This is a genomic window from Streptomyces sp. NPDC088147, assembly GCF_044741565.1.
Lineage (GTDB): Bacteria > Actinomycetota > Actinomycetes > Streptomycetales > Streptomycetaceae > Streptomyces.
This window is the reverse complement of record NZ_JBIUSY010000001.1, coordinates 1080541-1092876: the sequence shown is the minus strand read 5'-3', so window position 1 is coordinate 1092876 and position 12336 is coordinate 1080541. Positions and strand designations below refer to the sequence as shown.

The 12336-nt window shown below is 69.7% G+C and carries 8 protein-coding genes; all 8 read right to left on the bottom strand.

Annotated features, from left to right (window positions below):
* Positions 1-45: 45 nt before the first annotated feature.
* Positions 46-570, bottom strand: coding sequence for a phage baseplate assembly protein V (locus tag ACIOGX_RS03930; protein WP_356510645.1), 525 nt, complete (start codon positions 568-570; stop codon positions 46-48).
* Positions 571-588: 18 nt separating this feature from the next.
* Positions 589-1728 carry a hypothetical protein gene (locus tag ACIOGX_RS03925; protein WP_356510644.1) on the bottom strand — a complete coding sequence of 380 codons (1140 nt, stop codon included), beginning with the start codon at positions 1726-1728 and terminating at the stop codon, positions 589-591.
* Entirely contained in the window at positions 1721-2083 is a 363-nt protein-coding gene (locus ACIOGX_RS03920) for a hypothetical protein (protein WP_401910041.1), read from the bottom strand. The genes ACIOGX_RS03925 and ACIOGX_RS03920 overlap by 8 nt, the downstream gene beginning before the upstream one ends.
* Before the next feature lie 6 nt (positions 2084-2089).
* Positions 2090-2782, bottom strand: a complete 693-nt coding sequence (locus tag ACIOGX_RS03915; RefSeq protein WP_401910038.1) for a hypothetical protein — start codon at positions 2780-2782, stop codon at positions 2090-2092.
* The gene (locus ACIOGX_RS03910) at positions 2779-3240 is read right to left on the bottom strand and encodes a HEAT repeat domain-containing protein (RefSeq protein WP_401759606.1); all 462 of its coding nucleotides are present in this window, start codon (positions 3238-3240) and stop codon (positions 2779-2781) included. The genes ACIOGX_RS03915 and ACIOGX_RS03910 overlap by 4 nt, the downstream gene beginning before the upstream one ends.
* Positions 3241-3378: 138 nt before the next feature.
* Positions 3379-10032 (bottom strand): DUF4157 domain-containing protein, encoded by a 6654-nt coding sequence (locus ACIOGX_RS03905; RefSeq protein WP_401910035.1) that lies wholly within the window; start codon positions 10030-10032, stop codon positions 3379-3381.
* On the bottom strand, positions 10029-10334 hold the full coding sequence (locus tag ACIOGX_RS03900; protein ID WP_356510634.1) for a hypothetical protein: 306 nt from the start codon (positions 10332-10334) through the stop codon (positions 10029-10031). Before ACIOGX_RS03900 ends, ACIOGX_RS03905 begins: the two co-directional genes overlap by 4 nt.
* On the bottom strand, positions 10325-12325 hold the full coding sequence (locus ACIOGX_RS03895) for an ATP-binding protein (RefSeq protein WP_401910533.1): 2001 nt from the start codon (positions 12323-12325) through the stop codon (positions 10325-10327). The genes ACIOGX_RS03900 and ACIOGX_RS03895 overlap by 10 nt, the downstream gene beginning before the upstream one ends.
* Between the last annotated feature and the right edge of the window lie 11 nt (positions 12326-12336).

Below are 12336 nucleotides of genomic sequence, written 5' to 3'. Positions count from 1 at the left end.
TTGTCATTGCCATCGCCATTGCTGTCGCCATTGCCGTCGCTGTCGCTATCGCTTCTTCGGGACGATCAGCCGGCCCTCATTGATGCTGACCTCGTCGCCGATCAGCACGATGGACGCCCCTTTGCCGTTGCCGATGGTCACGCCCTTCTCGTCGATCTGGACGTACGCACCGCCCTTGGCCTCCAGCAGGATCCCGTCGCCGCCGGGCACGTCCGACATCACCAGCTTGTGGGCGCCGGGAGTCTGGATCACCACCGGCTGCGAGGCGGGCAGCTCCGCGCTCGCACGCGGCGGCAGCTCGGACGCGTCCCCGTACCAACACCCCGTCCATACAGGGAAGCTGGGATCTCCCTGCTCGAACTCCACCCACACCCCGGCGCCGATCTCCGGGACGGCGTACTGGCCCGACTGGCGCCCGGTGAACGGCAGGCAGGGCAGCGCCCAGGTCGACGCCTCGTCGCCCAGCACATCCGGCACCTGGGCCGTGATCCTGCCGATTCTGAGCGGATCCTTGTTGTCGATCACGCGGCCCCGGAACTTGCCGAGGAAGCGGTTGTTCGGTGCCGCCATACGAAATTCTCCTGGTCCCTACGGGCGAACGGTCGTGCCGCGGGCGATGAGGCCCTCGCGGGAGAGCGTGAAGTTCTGCTGGTACGAGCCGGGCCTGAGGTTGTGGGTGACGCTCTTGACGTAGTAGTCGCCGTCGTAGGTCACCCCGGCCCCCCGGACCCCCACCAACTCCCTTGGCCGCAGCACATATCCATGCCGATTGACATCCAGCGACCCGGAGCCGGAGATCGCGTCCGCCGAGGTCGCGGCCCTGGCGAGGGCCTCCGCGCTCGCCTGCCCAAGGTCCTTCTTCGCCGTACCGGAGAGCGTTCTGCGCTTGAGCGCCGGGGTGGCCCGCCGGCCGAGCGGGGGCCGCAGCGGACTGATGTCGGGCTGGGCGAGCAGTGTGGAGTCGCGCGACGCGGGGTCCTGCACGCGCGCCTGCGGCTCCTCGCGGGCGGTCCCGTCGTACGCGAACGTCAGCTGGTCGACGGTCGAGTTGTTGTCCATATTCACATTGAGCGCGTGCTGACGCTGCCCGAGCCGCTGCTCGGGCCCCCAGAACGCGCTGGACCGTCCGGGCACGGGCCCCGGGTCGAGATAGAACGTGTACCCATTGGCCTTGGCCAGCTCGTTCACATACTGGAGATCGGTCCCGGTCTGGTAGTCGACGCGGTACTGCTCGCGGGCCGGCTGCTGAATCTGCTCGCGGATGATGCGCGCGTCGATCCCGTAGTCGGCGTACTTCGCGAGAATCCGCTCGACGCGCTGCGAGGGCGCGAGATTGGGATACCGGTCGGTCCGCTCCTCAAGGTCCATCAGCAGGGTGAGGTCCTCGCCGGTGACCGTGAGCGTCGTCTGCCCCGGCTGATTGCTGGCCCCGACCTCCTGACGCACGATCAGCCCGTCGAGCAGCACGGTCGTGGTCCCCTTGACGGAGGCCGCGACGATCACCCGCGTCCGCGGATCGAAGAACCCCTCGGGCAGCAGCCGTCGCGTGATCACGCCGGTCTTCGTCAGATCGAACGCGATCTGAAACCCGCTCCGTTCCCCGGACGTGGTCGTGATCTGAGCGGACAGCAGCGCCTCGGTCACCTCCGCGGGCACGGGCCGGGTGAGCTTGGGCCCCATATGGAGGGTGAGATGGACGGGCCCGGTCCCGATCGGCTCATCAGCCATGGCCGTTCCCCACGGCTCCGCCGGGCAACGGAATCCCGATCACCCGCCCCGGTTCGTCGGTCAGCTCGCGTGGATCGAGTACGGGGTTGGCGTCGGCGATCTGCCACCACTGGCTCGGATCGCCGAAATACCGCTGCCCGAGATGGTCGGGCCGCTCCCCACCGCTGACGGTGTGCGGCGCGACACCGTCCCCGGCCGTCGGGAGCGGCGGCAGCAACCGCCGCTTGGTGTACCGCACTTCGGTGCCGTCCGGCTGTACGTACACCCCGATCTCGGCGTCGTGGTACCGGCTGCCGCGCGGATACGGATGGGCACCGGGAATTCCGTCCCAGGCGTTCTCGTAGGGCTCGATCATGGTCCGCTACCTCCCCATCGCGATTCCGCCACCGAGGCCACCACTCAGCCCCAGAGCCCCGAGCTGCCCCGCCCCCAGACCCCCTGCGAGCCGCTCCTTCTGCGCGAGATGCGCGAGATACAACTCGGCCCCGCGATGCCCGGCGGGCAGATCACTGACCGTCAGCACCTTCAGCCCGATGCTGAGCGAGGCCCGTATGGGGTTCAGATTGACGTCGAACGCCGACTCGTTGATCGACAGCTCGGTCAGCCGCACGGGCATGACGCGCTTGCTTCCCCAGGTGAAGAGAGTCAGCGGCGTCTCGATCGGACTGATCTCGATGGTCCCGTTCTGCGCCAGGCGGGACGCGGCCCGTAACTGCGCGGTGGTGGGCTGCACCAGCATTTCGAGGACGGCGAGCTGCGGATGAATCCCATCGGGCGCGGCGACATCCAGCTGATCGGTCGCGTCGATCTCGGCGGTGAACTTCCACGTCTCCTGCGCGGGCCCCTTGAGCCGCAGCGCCTCATTCCGATCCCCGCTTCCACTGCCCCCTCCACCGGAGTCCCCACTACCGCCGGCGGCCTGGGGCGCGACGGAGCGTTCGAGGGTGTCGGGATTGAACTGCAACACGATGATGCGCTGGGGCGTGCCGCGCTCGGGATCGACGATGACGATCCCGGACCGAATGGGCTTGGGAATATCCGCGTGGCGAGTCATGGCCCCTCGCTGGTAGCAGTGCCGTGGCGGCGGAGTCCGTCCAGTAGGACGCCTGCGTTGGTCCGTACATAGTCGACGGGGTCGGTACGATGGATTTCCTCCACCAGGGCAATGAGTTCCGGCCAGCCGAGATAGCCGGTTGCGATGACAACGGCTTGACGAATTCCAGCGTCAGGGCTGTCCACCATTGCGCGCAATTGCTCGACTGCGGCCTCACGATCAGTGGATGCTGCGGAGAGGGCGACTGCGTAGAGCCCGATCAGCGTGTCGTCGCGATCATCTGCGTGTCGTACGAAGGACAGGGCATCCGGGAAAGTCCAGGTCGGCACGGCATTCCTCAGATCCGTGACTACGGACTCGCAGTCCGTGCCATGGATCAAGAGATATCGCATGCCGATCGGTCGATCCTGCACAAAGCGAATTTCGGTGCCCCCGTTGAACGTCTGCCAGACGTCCACCGGAGTATCCGAGCTTCGGTCTCCGGCCTCGATGGCGTTCCAATTAGAGTCCCATGCGATGTCTTGGACATCTTCCCGTGTCACCTGCGGCCGCAGTACAACTCTTTGTGATTCGTGAAGCATTTACTGTTTCCTTTATTACGTTCCGTAGAATTTTGAAAGGGCGTCCCTCAGCTTATGGCGTCCCTCCTCGAATGCGCCTTCCTCCGTGTCGCCGATAATTCCCTGGTTGTTGGTGATGGCGTTCGCCCACTGCTGCGCGAGTTGTGTCTCGCGCCGTACCAGTTCTGCGCGTTCGGCACGAGTTCCCCCCTGCGAGGTGGTGCCTGGCGCGCGCCCGGCCGCTGTCGCCTCGACCCCACGCACAGCGCGCATGGCCTTGGCCATGGACATCGGGAACCTTCCGCGCCGCCCGGTGGTCTGCGTGTCTTCGTACTCGGCGAGTGCTTCGTGCCACGACATTCCTCCCCGATTTTGCCCGCGGCGTAGCAGGTCTAGGGTCATGGCCGAGAACCCGATATTCGCCGGGTTGCGCACCGATTCCCGGACCAGCATAAGCCAGGCCGTATTGCGCAGAAGACGCCGATTTCTTCGGCTGAGTCTCTTGGGGAGTTTTCCGGTCATGACGTACGTGCGCATGTAGTCAGCGATGTCCCGGTCCGTGAGTCCGCTGCCGGCCATCTTCTCTGCGATCTGAGGGTAGGCAAACACGCCTCGGGTGAACGCGTTGAGGAATCCGGGAGAGTTCAGTTCCAAGACTCTCTCGTGCTCTCTTCCGAAGATGTAGGACTCGTCCTTCCAGAGCGGAGGCTTGTAAGGGTCCATGGTATGTAACGCGCCGCTCGGCGTGGAGGTGTTCAAGTTGGTTCCACGCTCTCGCAGATAGCGCACGGCCGCAGGAATGTCGGGACCCTCCGCGACCTCCACCGGCTGTGACAGACGGAATCTGCCGAGCAAGCCGGACTTCGAACGCCGCATCCTCAGGGCTCGCTGCTGGATGTCAGGATGGTCCAGCAGTTCCTGAGAGATCTCGTGGACCAGCGCTCGAATCTCATCCCCTGTCAACCTGAAGCCGCCGCCTGCCAGCGCCTCTGGATTGAGAACAGCCCGGACGTTGAAGGACGGAAGGCCTTGGACACGGAGGTCCGTCAGCCGATACCACAGTCGCATCGCGCTGAGCGTTGAATCCAGCACAATGCCTGTGGTCCCGCGACGGAACATGCGCCGTAGTCTTGGCTGAATGCGGGCCACGATCCTGCGGAGCCTGTCGTCCTTCGACTCCGGGGAGTTCTCGTTTCGCCGCCGCTGATCCCGCTGCCGCTGGCGTTGTTCCTGGCGCGTCCTCTGCTGCTGGCGCAGCAAATCCCGGCGGCGCGCGTACGCGTCTCGCATGCGGCGGGCGTTGTTGTCGAGGTCTCGGCGGCGGCGGTTGTCGGTGTCCCTGCGGCCCAGGGCGTCTTTGGCCCTGCGGGTGCGGTTGAGGGCGGCCCGTACCGTCTGCCTGGCGCGGTTCATGGCCCTGGCCGCCGGCGACGTGGGGCGGCGGCGCTGGGTGGGCTTTGTGGTGTTTGGTTCGCGGCGGGGGCGGGTGCGGTCCTGGGGGGTGTTCTGGTCGGTGCGGTCGGCGTCGTTCCGGCGGTCGCGGTCGCGGTCGTTCGTGCGGTCGTTCGTGCGGTCCGGTCGCGGGCGCGTGGAGGTGGCGGGGGCGCTCTGGGGGCGGCGCGTCGTGGGGCGGGAGGTGGCGCCCCGGGACGGGCGGGGGCGTCGGCCGGGGCCGGTCTGCGGGCGCTTCAGTTCGTCCGCCGTGCGGCGGGCCTGCCGCTGGGCGTCCCGCGTCTCCTGGTTCCTGCGCCGCTGGTCGTTCGGCCTCGGCCGCTCCGTCGCCTGCGGCCTGTTCGGGTTGTTCGGGCGCGTGGGGTCCTGGGGGCGGGGCGTGGCCCGGGGCCCGCCCGGGGTATTCGGGGAGTTCGGCCTGGCGGGGTCGCGTCGGAAGCCTTCCGCCACTCCCTTCAGCCGATCGCCGACCTTCTTCACGTACCTGGCGACCCCGCTGAGCAGCGCCTGGTAGGCCAGTTCCAGCAGCGCCACCACACCCGACGCCACGGCCTTGGCGAACAGCAGGCCGGCGTTGCCGCCCTTGACCGCCTTCAGGTAGTCCATGAACGCGCCGAAAGCCTGGAGGATCTCGCTCAGCGCACCCCACGCGGCCTTCAGGGCGTCGATGATCGCCAGGACCCAGCCCGCGCCGGGGATGAGCTTGGCGATGATCTTGGTGACGACGATCTCACCGATGATGAACGGCAGTTGGGGCTGTGCCTCCTGCCAGGCCTCCTCGGCCATCTGCTCCTTGCTCACACCACCGTTGAGCAGAGCGTCGAAGATCGCCTTGGGGAGGCCCAGCACCTCCTGGATCTTCTCGTTGAACCAGTTCTTGACGGCCGAGACGATTTCCTGGAAGAGGTAGTTCCTGGCACCGTCCTCCGCCGAGGCCGCGGCGCCACTGATCCAGCCCCCCGGGTCGGTGATGATGTCCGCGGCGATCAACGCCCACTCACCCAGGGCGTTGAGCAGGCCCAGCGCGAAGTCCATGATGGCCCTGAGCCCGCTCATGACGGCGTCGACCGCCATCCGGAGACCTTCGCGCAACGCGTCAAGGAGGCCGCTGAGCATCTCGCCGAGCTCGTCGAGGAGATCGTTGACCATCTGCCGAAGCTCGTCGGCGATCTGGTTGACCAGGTCGATCGCCGCGTCGCGGATCTGGATGATGAGATCGCGAATCTCGTTGGCGATCTCAAGGAGGCCGTCGAGCAGGTCCTTGCCCAGCTGGATCAGGGCCTCGGTGAACTCCTCGAACTTCTCGATGATGAACTCACGGGCCTCCTCGATCCAACCGAGAACAGTGCCCTTGAAGTCCGTGATCAGGCTGGTGATCGCCTCCCGGGCCGCCCGGAAGACCCTGATGATGGCGTCTTTCAGCTCATTGAGCTTGTCCCGGATCCAGTCGAACGCCCGGGAGATCCAGCTGCCCGAGTCGTCCTTCGCGCTGTCGCGTTCGCTCCTGGCGCCTTCCTCCGCCCTGGTCCTCTCCCGTCCGATCTCCTCCTGATCCGTCGTCCGCCGGGTCTCGACGTCCTCGTCGGTCTGCTCCTCCTTGTCCTTGACGTCCTTGCGGATCTTCTCGATCTTGTCGCTCTTCTTCGTCCCGAGGGAGTCGAGCTCTCCGTCCTGTTCCGTCCTCCACCGCGCCCGGGACTCCTCGACCTCGGCCCTGGTCCGTTCGCGTTCTGTGGTCTGGGTCCTCGTGTTGGTCTCGATCTCGCTCCGGACGTCCTGCCTGTGCCGCTCCTGTGACGTCCTGAAGTCGTCGTCCTTGGCCTGCCGCTTGTCGGACATCGTCTTCTGGCCGTCGCTGTACGCGCTCTGGAGCTGCGGTCCGCGTTCGTGTTCCGCGACCTCCGAGACCGCCTCCGGCGGGATCCGCCCTCCGACCGCGGCGCCGCCGCCCTGGCCCGCGCCGCCGCCCTGCCCCTGGGCGCCCGGCACGTCCGCGGTCAGCGTCTCCTGCGGTACGTCGGGATAGATCTGGTCCTCGCCCAGCGACCGGCCGGCGTCGTCCCGCCCCGACGAGTGGAGCTCCTGGCCCTTGGCGTCGAGTTCACCGCCCTGCTCGTCGACGCGGCCACCGGTCTCCCCGTCGAGCCCGACGCCGGGTGCCGTGCCCACCGATGCCTGCGCGAGCATCTCGTCCTCGGTCGGCAGATCGAGAATCCAGCCGACGAGGGCGTCGGTGTCGATGAGGTCGCCGCCGCCGACGAGATTGCTGACTCCGTTCACGATCCCGGCGACAGCCTGCCCCCCGGCCGCCAGGCCCAGTTCGATCTTGCTGGGCTCCTCGATCTCCATCCCCGGGATCTCGCCCTCCGGGGTCTCGTCGCCCTCGACCTCCGCCTCCTCCCGCTCGGGGGCGTCGACCTGGGCTGCCGGATCACTGGAGTACTCGCCCGGGGCGGAGGTGCTCGGCGCGCCACTCAACGTCTGTGGGGCGCCCGACGGCCGTTCCGTCGTCGGCGGTGCGGCCTGGAGGGCCTGATGTTCCTCGCCGACGGTCCTGTCGACCGCGCCGTTGACACCACCCAGCGCCTCAAGGGCGCGGTGCGGCTTGAGGTTCGCCGCGGTGCTGAGTCCGGCCTCCGGTGACACCTGCGACAGGTTCGGCGCGGCCGGTTCGCGCTTCGCCCTGGCCGGGGCGGCGGCGCGTGAGCCCCCGCGGCCTCCGCCACCGCCCGAGGCGCTGCGCGTGCCACCGCCGCCCTTGACGGTCCGTGAAGACGCGGAGCCCGACGCACGCGCGTCGGACGGTGCTGCCGCCGGATTCGGCTCCGACGGGGGAGCGGCGGCGGGCTCGGGGGCCGAAGCCGGAGCTGAAGCGGGAGCCTCGGACCGCGTGGCCTCCGTCCCGGGGGCCGACGCACCGCCACCAGTGGTGCCCGCCGCGCTTCCCGTGCCCGAGACATGGCTGTCCCGGGCCGGGGAGGCCTCGGCCGAGGTGCCTGTCCCGGAGTCCTGCCCGTCCGAACGGCCGTCGCCACTCGGACGGGATCCCTCGGACGTGTCCGCGTCAGCGGTCGGCGCCGGGGACGTCACAGGGGCAGGAGAGGATGCGGTGGGTGAGCCGGTAGCCGTACTGGAAGGCGTGCTGGAGGCCGTACCGGACTGCGCCGTCCCACCCGCCGACGCCCGCGCGTCGCCTCCCGCCGCCGACGGCCGGCCCTGGTCCGTGCCCTGGTCCGTGCTCTGACCCTGGTTCTGTTCCGCCGTCTCGGATTCCGGAGCGTCCGGTTTCTGGTCCGGCTCCGATCGCTCTGTTTCCGGTGCCGTTGATTCCCGGTCCCTGACCTCGCGTGCCGGTTCCGACCCCGTACGGTCAGCGGCCGCACCGTCGGACGAGGGCGGCGGGCCCACCTCCTGCTCGACCGGCTTCTCGGCCTGGAGGGCGCTGGCCTGCCGGCCCTCCGCTTCGGCGCGGGCGGCCGGGGAATCATGCGCGTCACCGTCGGCGCCCGCCGATGCCGAAAGCTCGTCGTCCGCTGAGGCCGCCTCCGCCGCGTCCTCCTCGTCCCGTCGCGCCTGTACCTCTTCCGCCTTGGTGCCGGGAGGCTCGGGAAAACTGGGCATCGACGGGTTGGCGGCCTGGTCCGGGGTGATCTTGTCCGCGGTCGGTACGCCGGACACGTCGAGGTCGGAGGCGGGGAGGAAGTCCTCGGGCGTGAGCTGCGTGTTCCAGGCGCTGTCCCTGTCGAACGCCTCGTCCGGATCGAGCTCCTGCGCCTCGCCGCCCGTACCGGTCTCGGGGCCCGGCGGCTCATCCTCCAACTCCCCGTCCTGGGGCCGGATCCCTTCGAGCGTGCTGCGGCTGCCCAGGTCCGCGGTCCTCAGCAGAGCGCCGGGCTCCACACCCGCCGACTCCTGACGGTCCTTGCGACGCTTGTCCGCCTCACGCAGCTGCTCCCCGGCGATCAAGGGCTCCACGGCGCCGGGCCGGTTCTTGGCCGCGGACTCCTCCTCGCTCGCCGTGGGCGCGCCGCTGCCCCCAGGGTCGCCCGCACCAACACCGGACTCGTCCCGGCCTTGCTGCTGCCGAGACCCCGAGGACGGAGTGGCACTCTCCCCCCCGGCCTTGCCCTCGGTGGTACCCGCGCCCTGGGCGCTGCTCCGGCCACCGCCCTGCCCCGGCGCCTGCGTTCCCCGGGAGGTCCGGCCGGGCGTTCCGGTCGGCTGCTGTGACCGGGACCCGGCGGTACCGACGCCGCCGTTCGACGTTGGCCCCTGCTGGTCCCGTTGCCCCTGCTGGTCCTGATGCCGCCGCTGGTCCTGTTGTTGTCCTGGAGCGGTTGACTCCCCCTCCTGCGGCGCGCGTCCCTCTCCCCGCTCCCGCTCTCGTACCTGGTCCCGTACCTGGTCCCGTTCCAGCAGTTCGACGACGTCCGGCACGGCCGCCGGGGCACTCAGGGCGTCCAGTTCGAGCGGGCCGCCGTCCTCGGCCTCCTCGACCAGATCGATCAGCCGGTCACGCTCCGAGGGGAGCAGTCGCAGCTCCAGCCGTTCGAGCACGGCGTCCTGCAACTCGGGTCCGAATCGGGTGAGTTGCGTGCGTACGCGCTTGGAGCGGTCCTCCGGGTCGCCGCGCAGCGAGCGCAGCAGACTGTTCGTCAGCCGGTCCACCAGCGTCGCCGGGTCGAGCTGCTCCTGGCGCCGCAGGTCGGCGTCGAGTGTCGCGTACCGCAGCCAGCCCGGGGTGGACTCGTCCCGCCGCACGTCAGGGGCCGGTTCTCCGTCCCGTACGAGGTCCTGCGCCGCCGACTCCGCCTCGCGCTCCATCGTCTGCTGCGGCAGGCTCACCGCACCCAGCTCGCGGCCCGCGCGCAGCGCCCCCAGGCCGTCCGGGTTCTGCACCGTGTGCAGCAGTTCGTGGGCCAGCAGGCGCTGTCCGTCCGCCGTGCCCGGACGGTAGGTGCCCTCGCGGAAGAAGATGTCCTGGCCGACCGCGACCGCGTCCGCGCCCAGCAGTTCCGTGAGCGCGCCCGCGTCGCGGTCGGTGTGCAGGCGTACGCGGCTGAAGTCGTGGCCGAGCCGCTCCTCCAGCTCGCGCCGTACGCTCAGGTCCAGGGGCTGGCCGGCGCCGCTGACGATGTTCTTCGGTTCCGGGGTACGGGACTTGGTCCGGGACTTGCGCTTGCGCCGCTTGTCGTTCGCCGACTGGTCGTTCCGCTCCCCGGAGTGCGTGGTGCTCATCGTGGCTCACCCCGCCCCGAGAGCCCCGCGTGCACCGCGCGCGCCAGCGCCTCGCCCAGTCGGCGCGGTGAGGTGGTCGCGGGCAGGGGCGGCAGGCCGGAGAGGGCGTCCAGGGCCCGGCCGCCGTCCGCCGCCAGGGGTACGCCCCGGTCCCGTACGAGTCGGGCCAACTCCGCCTGGAAGGCCGCCGACACCCGGTCGGGGTCCACCCGGTCGAAGCCGTCGAGCACCAGCTCGCCGATGTCGACCCGTACGGTGTCCACCCGTTCGCCGGACGTGCGTGGTGCCTCGTTCAGACCCATCCGTGCACCTCCGTGGGTGTCAAGGAGCGATCCAGCTTGAGGTATTCGGTGCGTGCCGCCTCCAGCATGTGGCGCATCTGGAGCCGGTCGCCCTCCTCCGCGGCGAGGAAGGCACCCGACAGCGCGATATTGCGGATCGAGCCGCCCGCCACGGTCAGCCGGGCCAGTCGCTCCGGATCGATGCCCTTCATCGGCGCCCGCGCGGGCAGCACCCGCCGCCAGATCTCCGCGCGTTCGGCCTCGCCGGGGAAGGGGAAGTCGACGACGAAGCGGATCCGGCGCATGAACGCCGTGTCCAGCGCCTGCTTCATGTTGGTGGTGAGGATCGCCAGCCCCCGGTACGCCTCCATACGCATCAGCAGATAGCTGACCTCCAGGTTGGCGTACCGGTCATGACTGTCCTTCACCTCGCTCCGCTTGCCGAAGAGAGCGTCCGCCTCGTCGAACAGCAGCAGCGCGCCGCCCTGTTCGGCCGCGTCGAACACCTTGCGCAGGTTCTTCTCGGTCTCACCGATGTACTTGCTGACCACCTGCGACAGATCGATGACGAAGAGATCCAGGCCCAGTTCCCGTGCCATCACCTCGGCCGCCAGCGTCTTTCCGGTCCCGGAGCCGCCCGCGAACAGCGCGGTGACGCCCAGGCCCCGGCGCAGTGTCGCCTCGAAGCCCCACTCCTGGTAGACGGTGGCCCGCTGCCGTACGTGCGCGACGATCTCGCGGAGGATCCTCAACTGCCGTTCCGCCAGCACCAGATCACCCCAGGCCGCCTCCGGTTCGATCCGCCGGCCCAGCTCGTCCATCCCCATCCGGGCCTCGGTGAGCCCGGCACGCCAGGCGAGGCCGACCGCGTCCAGGTCGTCCTCACCGGACAGATCCCGTACGACGGCGGCGCCCGCGGACCGGATCAGATGGGGCGGCAGCGAGAACTGCTCGACCAGTCCCCGCAAGTCGTGCTCCGACACCGCCGGTACGTCCTGAAAGGCGTTCGCCCACACGCCCAACTGCTCCTCGGCGTCCAGCGACGGCACGGTCACCCGCTCGCCGCGCGGCCGGGCGGTCTGCCGAGGATCGAGGCTGGAGACCACCAGCGGTACGCCCGCGCTCTCCACGAACGCGTCGGTGGCGGCAGCCTGTTCACGGTCCGGCTCACCGATCTCCACCAGCAGCGCGGCGGGCAGCAGGATGGCCTCGCGCTGCCAGAGCCGGGCCAGCCGGTCGCGTTCCGCCGGATCGGTGGGCAGATCGTCGGCGGCCAGCGCGTACAGGCCGAGCCCCGAACGGCGGGCGCCCGCGGCGGCGATATCGGCCCGGGAGCGCAGGTCCCCGCCGACCAGCTCGACACGTAACGGGGCGTACGGTCCGGCGCCCGCCAGCCCCGCCGCGACCCGGTCCGCCGCCCGTTCGTACGAGACGGGGAGGGAGTCCGGCGCGGTCGTACGGCGCAACAGGCCGTGCAGCCGCGCGTCCAGATACGGCGAGCCGACGAGGAAGTGCAGGACACGTTCGTCGAGACGCAGCCGGGAAGTGGTCAGCCGCGTCTCGTCGTCCAGCTCGATCAGTCGCCAGCGGCGCAGCGGGGCGACGGGCGTCAGCGCGCTCCAGTGCGGCTCCGCCAGAGCGGCGAGGGCGAGCGAGAACGTCGGGTGCGCCCGCTCGGGATCACCGCTCGCGGCGGCGCACCGGGCGCCGGCACCGGGGTCCAGCTCCGCGGCGGCGGCGAGCAGGACGACCTCGCGCTCGAACACGCTGAGCCCGAAGCACCTGACGAGCGCGTCCAGGGTCGCCGGACCGGTGCCCCCGCGTGTTTCGGTGTCCGTGCCCGTGTCCGCGCCTGGGGCCTCGTCGCCCTCCCTCGGTCGCGTACGGTCCTCGGCGCGTCGCGCGTGGGCGTCGACACGCGCGAGCACGGACCGTACGGCCGCGGCCAGCGTGCGACCGTCCGTACCGGCGCCTTCCGCCGCGCCCCGGTCCGCCCCCTCGTACGTACCCATGTCCTCACCCG

Bases quoted from the DNA above. Each gene is read 5' to 3' on its own strand.
- ACIOGX_RS03930 (WP_356510645.1), bottom strand. From the start codon at position 570: ATGGCGGCACCGAACAACCGCTTCCTCGGCAAGTTCCGGGGCCGCGTG.
- ACIOGX_RS03915 (WP_401910038.1), bottom strand. From the start codon at position 2,782: ATGACTCGCCACGCGGATATTCCCAAGCCCATTCGGTCCGGGATCGTC.
- ACIOGX_RS03925 (WP_356510644.1), bottom strand. From the start codon at position 1,728: ATGGCTGATGAGCCGATCGGGACCGGGCCCGTCCATCTCACCCTCCAT.
- ACIOGX_RS03920 (WP_401910041.1), bottom strand. From the start codon at position 2,083: ATGATCGAGCCCTACGAGAACGCCTGGGACGGAATTCCCGGTGCCCAT.
- ACIOGX_RS03900 (WP_356510634.1), bottom strand. From the start codon at position 10,334: ATGGGTCTGAACGAGGCACCACGCACGTCCGGCGAACGGGTGGACACC.
- ACIOGX_RS03905 (WP_401910035.1), bottom strand. From the start codon at position 10,032: ATGAGCACCACGCACTCCGGGGAGCGGAACGACCAGTCGGCGAACGAC.
- ACIOGX_RS03895 (WP_401910533.1), bottom strand. From the start codon at position 12,325: ATGGGTACGTACGAGGGGGCGGACCGGGGCGCGGCGGAAGGCGCCGGT.